We start from the raw sequence: 15,854 nt of genomic DNA on the forward strand, positions 1-15,854 counted from the left end.
CAGTCAAATGCGTCAGACCGAAATGTGCGCCGTCAACGACGTCAGGGCGATCGTCGGAGAAGAGGAGTGGGCAACCCGGGTCGATCTTGCCGCGTGCTACCGCCTGGTCGCGCTCTATGGCATGACCGACCTGATCTACAACCACATCAGCGCGCAGGTCCCGGGGCATCACGATCAATATCTGATCAATCCCTACGGCATGCTCTATGAGGAGATCACGGCGTCGAGCCTCGTCAAGATCGACATCGAGGGCCGGACGTTGCTGCAGCCCGATCACGGCTACAACGTCAACGTCGCCGGGTTCTATCTGCATGCCCCGATCCATCGGACACGGCCCGACGTGAAGTGCGTTCTGCATACCCACACCAGGGCAGGCACGGCCGTCAGCGCGCTGGCAGAAGGGCTGCTTCCGCTGTCGCAGACGGCGATGCGGTTTCACGGCCGGATCGGCTATCATGATTTCGAGGGGCCGGCGATCGATCGCGAGGAATGCGACCGCGTCGTCGCCGATCTCGGCCGCAACAATGCGCTGGTCCTGCGCAATCATGGCCTCCTGGTCTGCGGCAACACGATTCAGCAGGCGTTCAATGCGATCTACTGGCTGGAGCAGGCCTGCCGGATCCAGGTCGATGCGCTCGGCTGCGGCCGGCCGCTGCACGCGCCGACCGAGCTGGCGATCGACAACACGGTGACCTGCTTTGCCGGCACCGAGATCACGTTGGACAATGAGCGCGACACCAATCCGCTGCTGAATGAAGCGGCGCAGAACCTGCAAGCGGGTTACGGCCTGCTGGAATGGCCGGCGCTGCGGCGCAGGCTCGACCGCCTCGATGGGAGCTACGCGCAATGAGCACGTCGCCGGCGGCGTTGCGGATCGGCTTCATCGGCGCCGGCCGCGTCGCGCAGACGCTCGCGCCGGCGTTCGCCCGCGCGGATTTGAACGTCGCGGCGTTCTACAACCGCGGTCCCGATGCCGCCCAACGGCTCGGATCTCGCGTGCCTTCGGCACGGCCGGTGACGGATGCGCAGCAGGTGGTGGACAGCTGCGATATGGTTTTCCTGACGGTGAGCGACGATGCAATCCTGCCGGTGTGCCGCGATCTGCGCTGGCAGCCGCGTCATCGCGTGGTCCATTGCAGCGGCGCGACTGAGCTCGCGGCGCTCGATCATGCGAAATCCGCGGGCGCCGCAACCGGCGGATTTCATCCGATGCAGATGTTTGCAAATCCCGACGTCGCGCTCGAGGGGCTGCGCGGATGCACCGTCGGCATCGAGGCCGAAGGCGACTTCAGGCGCGATCTGGAATGGCTTGCGATCCGCATCGGCTGCGAGCCGCTGGCGCTGCCGGCCGGCGTGCGGGCGCTCTATCATGCCTCGGCCTACTATGTCGGTCCGTTCCTGATCGCGCTGCTCAAGGAAGGCGTCGAGCTCTGGAAGAGCTTTGGTGCCAGCGAGACCGACGCGCTGCGTGCGATGACGCCGCTGCTGCGGGGAACCGTTGCAGCCGTTCTCGACGGCGGCCTGGCCAACGGCATGGGCGGCTGCGTGGCGCGCGGCGACGTTGGAACGATCCTCAAGCACCTCCGGGCGCTCGACGAGCGCTTTCCATCTTCAGGTGCGTTGTATCGCGAGCTGGCGCTGCGCAATGTCCCGCTCGGGATCGAGCGTGGCACACTCAGCGCGTCCCGCGCGGCAGAGATCGAGAGGCTGCTGCTGCGGACGAGATTGGAAGAGCAGGCGGCATCTTGATCCAGCAAAAAAGCCCCGGTTCGCTGAACCGGGGCTTTCATGTCTCTGCATTGGCTCACTCGAGCTTCAGGCAGCCGTGGAAGCCTTCTGCTGCAGCTTGGCAGCGGCGGCCGCAGCTTCGTCGCGGCGGATGTCCGAGAGCTTCTTCTCGACCTGCTCGGCGAAGATGTACTGAGCCGGACGCTGCTTGGACATGTCGATCTCCGGCGCCATCGGACCTGTGGTCTTGATGCCGCGCAGCGCGACCCACATCGCCTTCAGCGGGTTGTTGATCGCAGCGGTGGCCGCGGTCGGCTCGTAGCCGCAATGGGCCATACAGTCGGCGCACTTCTCGTACTTGCCGGTGCCGTAGGTGTCCCAATCGGTGGTGTCCATCAGCTCCTTGAAGGTCTTGGCGTAGCCTTCACCGAGCAGATAACAGGGCTTCTGCCAGCCGAAGATGTTGCGCGCCGGCATGCCCCAGGGCGTGCACTCGTATTCCTGGTTGCCGGCGAGGAAGTCGAGGAACAGGCCGGAGTGCATGAAATTCCACTTCTTGCCCTTGCCGAGCGCGAAGACGTCGCGGAACAGCTTCTTGGTCTTGGTGCGGTTGAGGAAGTGCTCCTGGTCCGGCGCACGCTCATAGGCGTAACCCGGCGACATCGAGACGCCGACGCCGAGCTCGGTGGTGAAGTCGAGGAATTTTGCGATCTCCTCGGCCGGATGGCCGTCGAAAATCGTAGCGTTGACGTTGACCGTGAAGCCGCGCGCCTTGGCCGCCTTGATCGCGGAGACGGCGCGATCGAACACGCCCTTCTGCGACACCGCCTTGTCGTGATGATCCTTCAGGCCGTCGAGATGCACCGAGAAGAACAGATAGGGCGACGGCTCGAACAGATCGAGCTTCTTTTCGAGCAGCAGCGCGTTGGTGCACAGCGAGACGAACTTCTTGCGCGCCACGAGGCCCCGCACGATCTCGCCGATCTCCTTGTGGATCAGCGGCTCGCCGCCGGGGATCGCCACCATCGGCGCGCCGCACTCATCGGCAGCGTCCCAGCATTCCTGCGCAGTCATGCGGCGATTGAGGATCGCATCGGGATAGTCGATCTTGCCGCAGCCGACGCAGGCGAGGTTGCAACGGAACAGGGGTTCGAGCATCAGCACGAGCGGATAGCGTTTGCGGCCAAGCAGCTTCTGCTTGATCAGATAACCGCCGATACGCATTTCCTTGAAGAACGGTATTGCCATTAGAGGATTTTCTTTCTGCACTTATTCAAAGGGAAGTGGGTTCAGATCAGCCCGTAGTCAGTTCGGCCGGCAGCCGGAATTCGATATTCTCTTCTCGGCCCGGAACGACCGAGACCGATACCGGTCCGATCCGCCGCAGAGCCTCGATGACATCGTCGACCAGAACTTCAGGTGCCGATGCACCCGCGGTGATGCCGACGGCCTTCGCATCCTTCAGCCAATCCGGGTTGAGCTCGCTCCCATCGGCAATGAGATAACTCGCGACGCCGACCTCGGTGCCGATCTCACGAAGCCTGTTCGAGTTGGAACTGTTGGCGGCCCCCACCACCAAAATGACGTCCACCAGCTTACTTAGGTCCCTTACCGCAGATTGGCGGTTCTGTGTCGCATAGCAGATATCCCTGATGTCCGGGCCTTGAATATCTGTAAATTTTGCCTGAAGGGACGCGATAATGTCCCTGGTGTCGTCCACCGACAGGGTGGTCTGGGTGATATAGGCGACCGGCGTGTTGGTCGGCAGCCTCAGTTCCGCCACATCCTGGACGCTCTGGACCAGGAAAACCGGCCCCGGAACCTGACCCATGGTTCCCTCGACCTCGGGGTGGCCGGCATGCCCGATCAGGATCAGGGCGCGGCCTTTCGAGATATAGCGCTTGCCCTGGTTGTGGACCTTGGTGACGAGTGGGCAGGTGGCGTTGAGCACGGGCAGGTCGCGCGCTTCCGCCTCCTCCTCGACGCTCCTGGCCACGCCATGGGCACTGAACACGGTCACGGCCCTGGCCGGCACTTCCGACAGGTCCTCGACGAAGATCGCGCCCTTCTTCTTCAGGCTTTCGACCACGTATTTGTTGTGCACGATCTCATGGCGCACATAGACCGGCGGGCCATACTTCGCGAGCGCGCGTTCGACGATCTCAATCGCGCGCACAACGCCCGCGCAAAAGCCGCGCGGCTGGGCAAGAAACACTTCCATCGGACGTCCGTTACGCAAATTGCACCAATCTCATTCCATGCCTGCGGCCTTTTCGGCAACGCACTCCGCGAGGTCGGACGCTGCAACCTCAGTTGCAATGTCCGCGCCATCTCAGGTCCTGCACGTGATCCGCGCCCTCAAGGGCATGGAAATACAGGCTTTTGTGGCAAAAAGGTAGCATTTCGAAAGATTGCGGGGCAGGTGGGGTAGGGACGTGTGAGGTAATATAGTGTGGGATTAGGGTCCCTGCGACCCTCGGTCCCCTCACTTGTTCGTCACTTTATCGCCCACTCCTGCGGTTTATACCGGCCACTCGTGGCCGTTTCCTGTCGTTTGGAACCTCCTCGCCATCCCGTCGAGGAAGATAACCAAAACAACATTAGATCGGTCCCGGGAACTCCGCTACAGAGCGGGCGTTTTCGGCCATGCTTCCCCGAGATTAGAAAGAAACGAAGTGCTGACAAATATTGTCGTCTCCGTTGTTAGGACCTGTACGCGCTTTGCCCTTCCGGTTGTCATTATCTCTGTGCTGCTGTCGATCGGCGCCGGCTTCTACACGGCCCGCAATTTTTCGATCAACACCGACATCAACAAGCTGATCTCGCCGGATCTGGATTGGCGCAAGCGCGACAACCAGTTCGAGGAAGCCTTTGACCGCGAGCGGCTGATCCTGGCCGTCGTCGAGGGAGCGACGCCCGAGCTGACCAGCTCGGCCGCGAAGGCGCTCACCGCGAAGTTGCAAGCCGACAAGAAGAACTTCGAGGCGATCACCGCGCTCGGGTCAGGCGAATTCTTCGAGAAGAACGGCCTCTTGTTCCTGCCGACCGAAGAGGTCGGCAAGGTCACCGGCCAGCTCGAATCGGCCGCGCCGCTGATCGAGATCATGGCCGGCGATCCCTCGATTCGCGGACTGACCGGTGCGCTCGAGACCGGCCTTGCCGGCGTCAAGCGCGGGCAGGTCAAGCTCGACAATGCCGTGCCGCCCTTCAACCTGATCTCCGGGACCGTCGAGACCATCCTCGCCAAGGGCAACGCGACCTTCTCCTGGCGCGAGCTCACCAGCGACAAGCCGCTGACCGATTCGGACAGGCGCGCCTTCATCGAGATCAAGCCGATCATCGACTATTCGGCGCTGGAGCCGGGTAAGGCCGCGACCGACGCGATCCGGCAGGCGGCCGCCGATCTGAAATTCCCGACCGAATATCACGCGCGCGTTCGCCTGACCGGACCGGTGCCGATCGCCAACGAGGAATACGCCACCGTGCAGGATGGCGCGATCACCAACGGCATCGGCACGGTGGTGATCGTGCTGATCATCCTCTGGCTGGCGCTGCATTCCGGCAAGATCATCTTCGCCGTGTTCGTCAACCTGTTCATCGGCCTTGCGCTCACCACAGCGGTCGGCCTGATGATGGTCGGTTCGCTGAACCTGCTTTCGATCGCCTTCGCCGTGCTGTTCGTTGGACTCGGCGTCGACTTCGGCATCCAGTTCAGCGTGCGCTACCGCTCCGAGCGCTACAAGAACGACAATCTGACGCTGGCGCTGGAAAACGCAGCGCGCCGCTCGGCGGTGCCGCTGTCGCTCGCGGCGATGGCGACCGCCGCCGGCTTCCTGTGCTTCCTGCCGACCGACTACAAGGGTATCTCCGAGCTCGGCAAGATCGCCGGCGCCGGCATGCTGGTGGCCTTCACCACCAGCATCACGGTGCTGCCGGCGCTGCTCGACCTGCTCAATCCGCCCGGCGAGAAGGAGCCGGTCGGCTACGCCTTCCTGGCGCCGCTCGACCACTTCCTCGAGAAGCATCGCGTTCCGATCATCGTCGGCACGCTGCTGATCACGGTCGCGGGCCTGCCGCTGCTGCACTGGATGAAGTTCGACTTCAACCCGATCAATCTGCGCAACAAGCAGGCGGAATCGATCGCGACCTTCCTCGACCTGCGGAAGGATCCGAACACCGGTGCCAACGCCATCAATGTGATGACGCGCTCGGAGGCCGACGCCAAGAAGATCGAGGCCAAGCTCGAGAAGCTGCCGGAAGTGTCGCGGGTGATGTCGCTCGACAGCTTCGTGCCGGACGACCAGCCGGCCAAGCTCAAGCTGATCGCGCAGGCCGCCAAGACGCTCGGCCCCGCACTCAATCCTGACTCGGTCGATCCGGCTCCGTCGGATCAGGAGAATGTCGAGTCGCTGAAGAGCTCGGTCGACAGCCTGCGCAAGACCGCAGGCGACAGCAAGGGGCCGGGTGCGGTTGCCGCGCGCCGGCTCGCCGACGCCCTGCAGAAGCTTGCCGATTCGAACCAGGCCATGCGTGACAAGGCGCAGGACGTCTTCGTCGCGCCGATGAAGATCGTGTTCGATCAGCTCCGCAATACGTTGCAGGCCCAGACCGTCACGCTGCAGAACCTGCCGCCCGAACTGATCGCGAGCTGGAAGACCAAGGACGGCCTGATGCGTGTCGAGGTCGAGCCGAAGGGCGATCCCAACGACAACGACAATCTGCGCCACTTTGCCGACGCCGTGCTTGCGGCCGAGCCGACCGCGATCGGCGGACCGGTCTCGATCCTGAAGTCGGGCGATGTCATCGTGAATGCATTCATCCACGCCGGCATCCTGGCGCTGGTGACGATCGGCCTGCTGCTGTGGCTGACGCTGCGCCGTGTCGTCGACGTGCTGATGACGCTGGTGCCGCTGCTGGTTGCCGGAATCGTCACGCTGGAGATCTGCGTGCTGATCGGGCTGCCGCTCAACTTCGCCAACATCGTCGCGCTGCCGCTGCTGCTCGGCGTCGGCGTGGCGTTCAAGATCTACTATGTCACGGCATGGCGGCAGGGCAGGACGAACCTGCTGCAATCAAGCCTGACGCGGGCGATCTTTTTCAGCGCGCTGACCACGGCGACCGCGTTCGGCAGCCTGTGGCTATCCAGCCATCCCGGCACCGCGAGCATGGGCAAGCTGCTCGCGCTGTCGCTGGTCACCACGCTTGCGGCGGTGTTGCTGTTCCAGCCGGCGCTGATGGGCAAGCCGCGCGAGGCCCTCAAGGAGGAGGATATCGCCAACGACGTCACCTGAAGCGTCGGCGATCCGATTCCGATCCGGCTTGGCGGCAGGTGCCGCCGAGCCGCGATTGCGGTGTTGCCCCGCCGGCCCGCGCTTTAATGCGTCGGTCGCGCGATGTCCGGGAGCAGGCAGATATCGCCCACGGTGTCGGCCGACGCATTGGCGTTGCCTGGTGGATTTGCCGCCTGCTTTTGACCGGGCTTGGTGGCAGGGGCCACGGCGCCGGTGGTCTTCTGGTTCTGCGGCGATGCTGATTTGGGCAGGGCGCCCTTCGCTGCCGCGCTGCCCGCTGCAGCCGGATTGCCGGCGGCACTCACCGGGATCGGCGGACCGACACGGGTCCAGGTCTCGCCGCCGCACAGGAAACCAAGCACGCAGCCCTGGATCTCGAGCTGGTCGGTGCCGACCGGCTTGATGGTCGAGCTGTAGAGCTGGCCGTCCTTCGCGTTGTAGACTTGGCCTTCCCACGCGTCGGCGCCGGCCTTCTTCTTCATGTCGATCAGGATCGGCATGCCGAGCGTAGGCCTGCTCTGCTTCGCAGGATCAGGATTGTTCTTATCCCTGCCGCCGGGGGTTTTTTCCCAGGACACCGCACCCCACATGTTGCCATTACACTGGGCGACGCGGATGATGGCGACACCGTCTGCCACCTTCCAGTCACCGGTCGGGTCCGCTGCAAGGGCCGGTGATAACACGGTGGCCAAAAATAAACCTGAAAAGCCTATTGTACGCGCGAAAGTTCTTGGGCAGTGCAACATGGTCCAAACCTGTGCTTGACTAGACGATCCGAGCGGGGGTCAAAACGCCGCTAGTGAGCGTTTTAAGTTGACGAGATGGCCATCAACCGACGTATGTAACGAATGGTAAGTTCCAATTTAGACGTTTCCGAGATTTTTGTGGAGCGCGAGGGGCAGCGCGGTGCCATGCACACGCGTCACCTCAACGAGCAGCTCGTTCGCGTTCTCAAAACCATCGGCTACGACGTCGGCTTCCAAAAGGGGCAAGGCCAATACCTCTTCGATCGTCAGGGGGCTCGATACCTCGATCTATTGAGCGGATTTGGCGTTTTTGCGATTGGCCGCAATCATCCGGCCCTGCGCACCGCGCTGAAGAGCGTGCTCGACGCCGATCTGCCCAATCTGGTGCAGCTCGATGTCTCGACGCTCGCCGGCGTGCTCGCGGAACGGCTTCTGGACCATGTTCCATATCTGGACAAGGTGTTTTTTGCCAATTCCGGCGCCGAAACCGTCGAGGCTGCGATCAAGTTCGCGCGCGGCGCCACCGGCCGGCCGGGCATCGTCTATTGCGGGCATTCGTTCCACGGCCTGTCCTACGGCGCGCTCTCGCTGACCGATGATTCGAATTTCCGCGGCGGCTTCGAGCCGCTGCTGCCGGGCTGCACCCCGATACCCTACAACGATCTCGAGGCGCTGGAGAAGGCGCTGTCGTCGCGCCAGGTCGGCGCCTTCATCGTCGAGCCGATCCAGGGCAAGGGCGTCAACATGCCCACCGACGAGTTCCTGCCCGGCGCGCTGGCGCTGTGCCGCAAATACGGCACGCTGTTCATCGCCGACGAGATCCAGACCGGGATCGGCCGCACCGGCAAGTTCCTCGCGATCGAGCACTGGGGCATCGAGCCCGACATGGTGCTGCTCGCAAAGGCGCTCTCCGGCGGTCACGTGCCGATCGGCGCGTTGCTGACGCGCAAGCACATCTTCGACAAGATCTTCAACCAGATGGACCGCGCGGTCGTGCACGGCTCGACCTTCGCCAAGAACGATCTGGCGATGGCCGCCGGCATCGCCACGCTCGATGTCATCAAGCACGAGAAGCTGGTCGAGAACGCGGCCAAGCGCGGCGCCGAGCTCCGCCTTGCGCTGACCCGCATGGTGCCCGGCTACGAGCTGATGAAGGAAGTCCGCGGCAAGGGCCTGATGATCGGTGTCGAGTTCGGACCGCCGAAATCGCTGCGGCTGAAGGCCTCGTGGAATCTGCTGGAGACCGCCAACAAGGGCCTGTTCTGCCAGCTCATCACGGTGCCGCTGTTCAAGGATCACAAGATCCTGACCCAGGTCGCCGGCCACGGCCTCCACACCATCAAGCTGCTGCCGCCGCTCACGATCACCGAAGAGGACTGCAGCTGGATCGAGAAGTCGTTCGACGACGTGATCGCCGGCAGCCACAAGGTGCCCGGCGCAATCTGGTCGCTCGGCAAGACGCTGGTCGACAACGCAGTGCGCAAGTCGGCGTAAGCTCGAAGAACCGTAGCTGAGGTAGCCCGGATGGAGCGAAGCGAAATCCGGGGTTCTTGATCCTTGCGACGGCACTCCCGGATTACGAAGCAGCCTTATCTGTCATTGCGAGCGAAGCGAAGCAATCCATCGCGCGGCAAGCGGAGATATGGATTGCTTCGTCGCTTCAGCGCAAAATTGCTTTGCAACTTTGTCGCGAGCTCCTCGCGATGACGATGATGAGCAGAGTTTTCGCTGCTCACCCCTCCTTGTTCGCGCGCATCGCGCTCTCGAACTTGTCGCCGAACTCGGAGAGCTCGTCGGCGCCGAGATCGCTGACCGCCCAGTAGTTCAGGCCGCGGTCGCTCCAGCGGCGGATGTTGAAGCCCTGCAAGGTCGAGGTCTGCGCCGTCTTCCGTTCAGTGCTCGCGGTCTGCGCCACGAACAGATTGATCACGTGCTGACGCCGCTTGTAGACCACGGCGCCGATCTCGCGGGCGTTGACGTAGTCGAGCCGGCCGCCGATCAGGGTAAAGCCCTGCGCGGTGAGGTCGATCACCGGCGGCGAGACGTCGAGCTTGCCGTTGAACCACGGCTTGACCGTATGCTGATCGGTCGAGACCACGTCGATCAGGTGGCCGGCCTGCAGCGAGCGCAGATGCGCCGACACCACCTCGTTTTCGATGCGCTGCTCGTCATCGTTGCGCAGCACGATCGCGACCAGCCCCGTCGCAGCTATCGCCGACACCGCCGAGCCCATCGCAAAGCCGCGCAGCACCGAGCGCCTGGTTGGCGCAGCTTGGGGCTGCGGCAGCGCCTTCTCGATCTTGCGGCGCAGCTCGAGCGGCGCCTTGTAGCGCACGTCGCTCTCGGCGATCGCCTGGCGGATCTCCTGATACTCCTTCATGAGAGCGGCACAATGCGCGCACCCCTCGACATGGGCTTCCACTTCGCGCGCATGGCCGGCATCGAGTTCGCCGTCGATCAGCGCGTGGATCAGCACTTTGGCTTCCTCGCAGGTCATTTCACTTGCTCCTGTTCCGCAAGCCAGGCTGATCGCAGCATGGCGCGGGCGCGCGCGAGACGCGACATCACGGTGCCGACCGGCACGGCTGCGACATCGGCGATCTCGCGGTATGACAGATTCTGGATTTCCCTGAGCACGAAGGTCTCGCGGAACGGCTCGGCGAGCGCCGCGACCAGCTTGCGTACGGTGTCGCCGTCGAAACGGCGCAGCAGCTGCTTTTCGGGTGTCTCCGGAGCTTCATTCCACAGCGGGGTCTGCTCGCCGCCTTCGGGCAGCTCCTCGACCGCGGTGGGGGCGGTCTTGCGCCGGGCGTATTCGGCGCGGCAGACATTGCGCAGGATCGCAAACAGCCACGGCTTCATGGCAGGTCCGCGGTAGCTGTCGAAATGCTTGTAGGCGCGCAGATAGCATTCCTGCACCGCATCCTCGGCGTCGGCGGCATCGCGCAGCAAATAGCGGGCCAGCGTATAGGCGTCGTCGAGGTACGGCAGCGCGGCCTCGCGGAAGCGCCGCGTCTTCTCAGGATCGTCTTGCGACGCTTTGACAACCATCGTGTCCTGCCCGGCATGTCGAGAGACGGCTTGTGTCCGGCCGGGGGCTGAGGGCCACCGGCCGGGCATGGCTGTGATCGTATGGGTGGTCACGTTACCCAACCTTGATACTGCCTGTCATGTGCGGATGCAGCGAGCAGAAATACTTGTACTCACCGGGCTCCGTGAACGTGAACGAGAAGGTGCCGTCGGTATCCATGGTCTTGGAGCGGAACTTGCCCGCGCACACCACGGTGTGCGGGATGTCGTCGCGGTTGGTCCAGGTCACGGTGGTGCCCACCTTCACGTCGAGCGGGTTCGGCGCGAACGAAAAGTTGTCGATATGGATCGCGGTATCTTCGGCGCGGGCCGCCGTGACCGGCAGCAACATGGTCGCGACCACGGCAATACCGAAGTCGCGTCGATTGATCGTACTCATCGGTTCTCTTCCTCAGCCCTGTCCGTTAGCCTTGCAGCGGCGTGTCGATGATGGCCAGCGGCTGGCTGTTCTGCTTGAAGTTGATGCTGGCGACGCCGAGCATGCTGCGCAGCTTGGCATCCTCGACCTTCATCGGGCCGGGTGAGGGGGCGGCACCCGGCGCCGGCTGCGGGAACGCAGTCGAACGCGCGGTGTGGAAGGTGACGTTGCCCTCGACCTTCTGCATCACCTGGTGGATGTGGCCGTTGAGCACGGTGACCGAGCCGAAGCCCTTGACGTATTCCAGCGCGCGGGCGCCGTCCTCGGTGCCCCAGCCCCATTGCGGATAGACCGTCCACAGCGGGATGTGGGCGAACAGCACGATCGGCGTCGACTTGGAGCGGCCCTTGAGGTCGTTCTCCAGCCATTCGAGCTGCTCGTTGCCGAGATTGCCGAGGCCGCCGCCCTTGAGGTCGACGACGTTGACGAGACCGACGAAGTGCACGCCGCCGGCGTCGAAGGAATAGTAGCCCGGACCCTTGGTGCCCTTGCCGTAACGCTCCTTGTAGAGCTTGACCTCCTCGTCGATGAAGTCGTGCTCGCCCGGCACGTAGTGCATGTCGAGCTTGGCCTGCGAGATGATGCGATCGGCGTCGTCGAATTCGGACGCCTTCGACAGATGCGTGATGTCGCCGGTATGGATCATGAAGGACGGCTTGACCTGCATCGCCCGCACCTTGTTGATGGCCTCCTCCAGCGTGCCGATGGCATTCGGGTTGGCCGGCTTGTCGAAGCCGACATGGCTGTCGCTGATCTGCATGAAGGTCATGCCGGGCGCCGCTTCCGCCGCCGCGGCCGAGCCGACGATGCCGAGCGAGTGCGGTATGCCGCCGGTAACGGTCCACAGTACGCCGGTGCCGGCCCAGGTCATGCATTCCAGCACCTTGCGTCGGCTGACGCCTTTTTCCTCGTCGTGGTGGTCGTGATCGTGTCCGCTCATGGCAAGTCTCCCGTGGGCCCAGGGATTGGGTTTCCGGGGAGTTGATCGGCGGGGCCGGGGCTTTATTCCCGGGGTTTTGGAGGGGGGGTGAGGGCTTGGATGACGATTTTGTGAGGCCCGAAAGCCCGGATGTATTGCGTCGCAACATGGCAACGTTCCGCAAGATAGGTGAATGGCCGCAACACAGCTGTCTTGCAGCCGTCAGCATAATGTCAGCGCTGCTACGTAAGAATGATGGACTTCATCCAGACCGGGAGAGCCCTATGAGCGACCACGCAGGCGTTGAGCATCATCACAAGGCAGCTGAGCACCACGAGCACGCGGCTCGTCATCACCGCGAAGCCGCCAAGCACCACGAGGCCGGTGATCACCACAAGGCGGCGCATCACGCCCATAGCGCCCATGGTCACGCCAGCCATGCCCAGCATCACCACACCGAGGCGAGCCGGCACCACGCCGAGCACCACGGCAACCACTAACAAGAGCTCCAGTACTGCGTGAGTGGCTTACGCCGTCCTCGCAACGGGACGGCGTTTTTCTTTTGGCTGGCGGAGCGTGATGGCGCTCGCATTCGTCAAGCGTTTGATCATCCGTGGGCAAACCGGCACGGGGCCCTCCGCCTGTGGAGAGTCCACTGCGCCCATGTGAAGACATCACGGTCCATCCCTATTCGTCCTCGTCTTCCGGACCACCGCGCTGCTCGATCGCATTGCGCACGCTGCGCATGACGGCAAACGATACGAAGGCCATCCTTCGCTTCTGGTCATCGCTCAACGTCTTGTAGAGCGGATCCCAGGCATCTGCGAGCTTCTTGAGGTCGGTCCCGCGCTGAATGAGTCGGTCCGCCCTGCGCTGCATGAATTCGACCGGATTGCCCTCATGCATTCCGTCCATCGCGCTGTTCTCGTGCAATTCGGCAATCCGCTCCAACCGGGCCTGCCGGTTCTTCGCTCTGGTGCGGATCGCATCCTCGATGGCCGGCCAGTACTTCTCCTGATCGGGGGTGAGTTGCAAGGCGGCTTTGACGATGCCGACGCGCATGTCGGTCAGGCTCTTCAGGTCGGCGGCACTGGGTGCCGCCACGCCGACAGTCGGGGATGTCTCTGCTCCAAAGGCAAGAGACGAGGTTGTCATCAAAAGTGCAATCGCTGCGGCGGCTGCGTTCCTCGTCATTGCGAGCTCCCTGAATTACACTTCGTGGACGTCCCGAGAAGAAGACACAGCTGCATCCGTTGCCGGTTGATCTAGGTCAAAGGGCAGCGAGCCGGAGATAGGAATGCGCTCCTGACCGTTCGCAAAATGCCGCGGGACCTTGGTGCCGCCGGGTTGAGCTAGATCAAGCTCGAGCGGCCCATGGGGTTCAGAGATTGCCGTCAGGCTTCCTTCAACCGGGCGGTCCCATGCAACTCTTGCTCAAGGAAATTCGTCACAATCCATTACTCTGGATGCTCGTTTTCGTGCCGATTGTGCTGGTGCTCGAACATGTGGCCCCAACCGCCCACACAGCACTGTTTGTCCTCGCCGTCCTGAGCATCGTACCGCTGGCTGCCCTTCTCAGCCACGCAACGGAGAGCGTCGCCGAGAAAACCGGCGATGCGATCGGAGGCTTGCTCAACGCAACCCTGGGAAATCTGACGGAACTCATCATCGCGATCGCCGCGCTTCATGCCGGAGAATACATGCTCGTCAAGGCATCGATCGCCGGTGCCATCGTCACCAACTCACTTTTCATGCTCGGCGCATCATTCCTGCTCGGCGGCCTCCGCCATCACGTTCAGGAGTACAATAGAGCCGGCGGAAGGATGTACGCCGCGCTGCTGCTGATGGCGACGATTGCGCTGCTTGCACCCGCAGCCGTTGCCGACCTCGATCCGGCGCGGGGCCAGGTCATGGCGCAGACGCTCAGTACCGGCCTCGCGGTGCTGCTGATATGTGCTTATGGACTAGGCTTGCTGTTCTCGCTCAAGACACACAAGGAGTTGTTCGAAAGCGGGGACCATGGCGAGACAGGCGGTGCCGGTTGGCCGATCGGACTGGCCGTAAGCACGCTTCTCGTGGTTACGGTGCTGGTTGCGCTGGTAAGCGAGATATTCGTGAGTTCGGTGCAGAAGGCGGGAGAGACGCTGGGATTGAGCTCGGCCTTCGTCGGCTTCATCATCGTCGCACTGGTCGGCGCTGCGGCGGAAATGGCGGTCGCGTTCTCCGCGGCGCGCAAGAACCGGTTGGACATGAGCGTCAGCATCGCGCTCGGAAGCGCGTCGCAGATCGCCTTATTTGTCGCGCCGGCACTGGTTCTGCTCAGCTACGTCATCGGTCCGAAGCCAATGGACTTGCAGTTCTGGCCGGGGGCCGTGACGATGGTCATGATCGCCTCCGTGACGTCCTGCTTCGTCACCAACAGCGGAAGGTCGGCATGGTTCATCGGCGCCTTGCTGGTGTTCATCTATGCGATTTTCGCCATGACGCTGTATATGGTGCCGCCGGGATCGCACGGTCCGGTCTGACCAGCAACGCGCCTGCCTGGTCGCGCATGCCTCTCGGGCAATGGGGAGCAAGACGTTATCGTCTTGCCCCCTTGGCATTGGCTTACTGGCAGAGGTGCTGTCGGCCGTCCTCGCCACGAAAATACGTGCCCGGCTGACAGACGAAGCCCTGACCGTTGGAAGGATAGTGATAATAGCCATAGGCGCCGGCAGCCGCGGCTCCTACGGCAGCGGTGCCGTACACGGCTCTGCGTGTCTGGCGGCGGGCAACGCCCGCGACACTCACGGGAGTCAAGGGGCGGCCGACCCGCGCTTGCGCGCTCTCGACGGAAATCAAGACGCCGCCCTGTTCCGATCGACCGACGGAGAGTAACGTGGCACACGCGATGATGGTCGCAGTCAACGCGGATGTCCCTGGTTTCGCCTTCATGGGTCTCCTCCAATCCTGCGGTCCTACCCAGCCTGGTTTGAAAACCATGAGCTCGGGAAGCCGTTGATCTGGATCAAGCCTTTCAGATGCGTCAGGCGGGGAAGGGCGAGGACATTTGCGCTATACGGAGCCCGCGTCACCGCTGCGCATGCGACGACTTCAAAGCGCATACTCTCCCTGCCTGCTCGTCCAGTCGATGACGTCGACCTGAAGTCCTCGCCTCAACATCTCGTCCTCGAGATTGCCGGCGTGACGCTTCCATTCGGCTGTCGTCCGCACCCGAAACACCGGCGCGTCTCCGCGACCCTCAAATTCATCGTCGGCCTGGAGCGCGCCGCGAACCGCCTCGTGCATCATCTTCAGGCTCGCATCGCTGAATGCGCTGTACTCCATCGGTTCATCTCCCTTGATACGCAAACGGAGGAGGTCACCACAGCTCTCGCGACCTTGCCGCGCGACGAACGAGCAACCGATCGCAGCTCAATCGAACTGCCATCAATACTGCGGGCAAACCATTTGATTGTATTCATTGTAGTAGCAGTTCTGGTTCCCGTAGTAGCCATAGCTGCCGTAATACGCGCCGGCCGCAGCCGCAGCGCCGGCTGCTGCAGCACCATAACCCCAGCCAGGTCGATAGTAGCCTCCACCATAACCGGGATAGCCTGCGACTGGTCGGCCAGGACGACCTGCAACCGGTCGACCGGGATAGCCTGGACGGCCTGCAATCG

Annotated in this window: 17 protein-coding genes; 5 read left to right on the forward strand and 12 right to left on the reverse strand. The window is 63.0% G+C overall.

Translation table 11 applies throughout. The features are described 5' to 3' along the window. Nucleotides 1-7: 7 nt before the first annotated feature. Both H8A92_RS23525 and H8A92_RS23530 read left to right on the forward strand, forming a co-directional pair. Nucleotides 8-850 (forward strand): class II aldolase/adducin family protein, encoded by an 843-nt coding sequence (locus H8A92_RS23525; RefSeq protein WP_229197972.1) that lies wholly within the window; start codon nt 8-10, stop codon nt 848-850. After that, complete coding sequence (locus H8A92_RS23530; protein ID WP_229197973.1) at nt 847-1,749, forward strand: Rossmann-like and DUF2520 domain-containing protein; 903 nt, start codon at nt 847-849, stop codon at nt 1,747-1,749. Before H8A92_RS23525 ends, H8A92_RS23530 begins: the two co-directional genes overlap by 4 nt. Before the next feature lie 66 nt (nt 1,750-1,815). On the opposite strand, the gene hpnH is transcribed toward H8A92_RS23530, so the two are convergent. Together hpnH and ispH are read right to left on the reverse strand one after the other, a co-directional pair. Continuing rightward, nucleotides 1,816-2,976: an adenosyl-hopene transferase HpnH gene (gene hpnH, locus H8A92_RS23535; RefSeq protein ID WP_163162616.1), complete on the reverse strand. Its 1,161-nt coding sequence runs from the start codon at nt 2,974-2,976 to the stop codon at nt 1,816-1,818. A 46-nt stretch (nt 2,977-3,022) separates the two neighbouring features. Continuing rightward, nucleotides 3,023-3,949: a 4-hydroxy-3-methylbut-2-enyl diphosphate reductase gene (ispH, locus tag H8A92_RS23540; protein WP_229197974.1), complete on the reverse strand. Its 927-nt coding sequence runs from the start codon at nt 3,947-3,949 to the stop codon at nt 3,023-3,025. A gap of 454 nt (nt 3,950-4,403) precedes the next feature. On the opposite strand from ispH, the gene hpnN reads away from it, so the two are divergent. Next, nucleotides 4,404-7,019, forward strand: a complete 2,616-nt coding sequence (gene hpnN / locus H8A92_RS23545) for a hopanoid transporter HpnN (protein WP_229197975.1) — start codon at nt 4,404-4,406, stop codon at nt 7,017-7,019. Nucleotides 7,020-7,102: 83 nt separating this feature from the next. Here the strand turns inward: hpnN and H8A92_RS23550 are convergent, their stop codons facing one another. Further along, nucleotides 7,103-7,765: a DUF2147 domain-containing protein gene (locus H8A92_RS23550; RefSeq protein WP_229197976.1), complete on the reverse strand. Its 663-nt coding sequence runs from the start codon at nt 7,763-7,765 to the stop codon at nt 7,103-7,105. Between the two features lie 102 nt (nt 7,766-7,867). On the opposite strand from H8A92_RS23550, the gene hpnO reads away from it, so the two are divergent. After that, complete coding sequence (gene hpnO / locus H8A92_RS23555) at nt 7,868-9,259, forward strand: aminobacteriohopanetriol synthase HpnO (RefSeq protein ID WP_229197977.1); 1,392 nt, start codon at nt 7,868-7,870, stop codon at nt 9,257-9,259. Nucleotides 9,260-9,497: 238 nt separating this feature from the next. Here hpnO and H8A92_RS23560 read toward each other — a convergent pair whose 3' ends face one another. The 6 genes from H8A92_RS23560 to H8A92_RS23585 all read right to left on the reverse strand — a co-directional run bounded on the left by H8A92_RS23560 (nt 9,498) and on the right by H8A92_RS23585 (nt 13,296). After that, a complete protein-coding gene (locus H8A92_RS23560) occupies nt 9,498-10,262 on the reverse strand; it encodes an anti-sigma factor family protein (RefSeq protein WP_229197978.1) in 765 nt (254 codons plus the stop codon). Then, on the reverse strand, nt 10,259-10,816 hold the full coding sequence (locus H8A92_RS23565) for a sigma-70 family RNA polymerase sigma factor (protein WP_229197979.1): 558 nt from the start codon (nt 10,814-10,816) through the stop codon (nt 10,259-10,261). The genes H8A92_RS23560 and H8A92_RS23565 overlap by 4 nt, the downstream gene beginning before the upstream one ends. A gap of 94 nt (nt 10,817-10,910) precedes the next feature. Continuing rightward, the gene (locus H8A92_RS23570) at nt 10,911-11,234 is read right to left on the reverse strand and encodes a cupredoxin domain-containing protein (RefSeq protein WP_229197980.1); all 324 of its coding nucleotides are present in this window, start codon (nt 11,232-11,234) and stop codon (nt 10,911-10,913) included. Nucleotides 11,235-11,259: 25 nt separating this feature from the next. After that, nucleotides 11,260-12,213 (reverse strand): metallophosphoesterase family protein, encoded by a 954-nt coding sequence (locus H8A92_RS23575; protein ID WP_229197981.1) that lies wholly within the window; start codon nt 12,211-12,213, stop codon nt 11,260-11,262. 221 nt (nt 12,214-12,434) lie between these two features. Continuing rightward, on the reverse strand, nt 12,435-12,695 hold the full coding sequence (locus H8A92_RS23580; protein WP_229197982.1) for a hypothetical protein: 261 nt from the start codon (nt 12,693-12,695) through the stop codon (nt 12,435-12,437). A gap of 184 nt (nt 12,696-12,879) precedes the next feature. Then, nucleotides 12,880-13,296: a Spy/CpxP family protein refolding chaperone gene (locus tag H8A92_RS23585; protein ID WP_229197983.1), complete on the reverse strand. Its 417-nt coding sequence runs from the start codon at nt 13,294-13,296 to the stop codon at nt 12,880-12,882. Between the two features lie 317 nt (nt 13,297-13,613). Here H8A92_RS23585 and cax point away from each other — a divergent pair, with 317 nt between their 5' ends. After that, nucleotides 13,614-14,717 carry a calcium/proton exchanger gene (cax, locus tag H8A92_RS23590; protein ID WP_229197984.1) on the forward strand — a complete coding sequence of 368 codons (1,104 nt, stop codon included), beginning with the start codon at nt 13,614-13,616 and terminating at the stop codon, nt 14,715-14,717. 82 nt (nt 14,718-14,799) lie between these two features. Here the strand turns inward: cax and H8A92_RS23595 are convergent, their stop codons facing one another. From H8A92_RS23595 to H8A92_RS23605, 3 genes are all read right to left on the reverse strand, one after another. Beyond that, a complete protein-coding gene (locus H8A92_RS23595; protein ID WP_229197985.1) occupies nt 14,800-15,126 on the reverse strand; it encodes a hypothetical protein in 327 nt (108 codons plus the stop codon). Nucleotides 15,127-15,285: 159 nt separating this feature from the next. Next, a complete protein-coding gene (locus H8A92_RS23600) occupies nt 15,286-15,519 on the reverse strand; it encodes a hypothetical protein (protein WP_229197986.1) in 234 nt (77 codons plus the stop codon). After that, the coding region (locus H8A92_RS23605) for a hypothetical protein (RefSeq protein ID WP_229197987.1) at nt 15,486-15,854 on the reverse strand (369 nt) is incomplete at its 5' end. The genes H8A92_RS23600 and H8A92_RS23605, both read right to left, overlap by 34 nt.

This window comes from Bradyrhizobium acaciae, assembly GCF_020889785.1.
Taxonomy (GTDB): domain Bacteria; phylum Pseudomonadota; class Alphaproteobacteria; order Rhizobiales; family Xanthobacteraceae; genus Bradyrhizobium; species Bradyrhizobium acaciae.

Bases quoted from the DNA above. Each gene is read 5' to 3' on its own strand.
- H8A92_RS23525 (WP_229197972.1), top strand. From the start codon at position 8: ATGCGTCAGACCGAAATGTGCGCCGTCAACGACGTCAGGGCGATCGTC.
- H8A92_RS23530 (WP_229197973.1), top strand. From the start codon at position 847: ATGAGCACGTCGCCGGCGGCGTTGCGGATCGGCTTCATCGGCGCCGGC.
- hpnH (WP_163162616.1), bottom strand. From the start codon at position 2,976: ATGGCAATACCGTTCTTCAAGGAAATGCGTATCGGCGGTTATCTGATC.
- ispH (WP_229197974.1), bottom strand. From the start codon at position 3,949: ATGGAAGTGTTTCTTGCCCAGCCGCGCGGCTTTTGCGCGGGCGTTGTG.
- H8A92_RS23550 (WP_229197976.1), bottom strand. From the start codon at position 7,765: ATGTTGCACTGCCCAAGAACTTTCGCGCGTACAATAGGCTTTTCAGGT.
- hpnO (WP_229197977.1), top strand. From the start codon at position 7,868: ATGGTAAGTTCCAATTTAGACGTTTCCGAGATTTTTGTGGAGCGCGAG.
- H8A92_RS23560 (WP_229197978.1), bottom strand. From the start codon at position 10,262: ATGACCTGCGAGGAAGCCAAAGTGCTGATCCACGCGCTGATCGACGGC.
- H8A92_RS23565 (WP_229197979.1), bottom strand. From the start codon at position 10,816: ATGGTTGTCAAAGCGTCGCAAGACGATCCTGAGAAGACGCGGCGCTTC.
- H8A92_RS23570 (WP_229197980.1), bottom strand. From the start codon at position 11,234: ATGAGTACGATCAATCGACGCGACTTCGGTATTGCCGTGGTCGCGACC.
- H8A92_RS23575 (WP_229197981.1), bottom strand. From the start codon at position 12,213: ATGAGCGGACACGATCACGACCACCACGACGAGGAAAAAGGCGTCAGC.
- cax (WP_229197984.1), top strand. From the start codon at position 13,614: ATGCAACTCTTGCTCAAGGAAATTCGTCACAATCCATTACTCTGGATG.
- H8A92_RS23595 (WP_229197985.1), bottom strand. From the start codon at position 15,126: ATGAAGGCGAAACCAGGGACATCCGCGTTGACTGCGACCATCATCGCG.
- H8A92_RS23600 (WP_229197986.1), bottom strand. From the start codon at position 15,519: ATGGAGTACAGCGCATTCAGCGATGCGAGCCTGAAGATGATGCACGAG.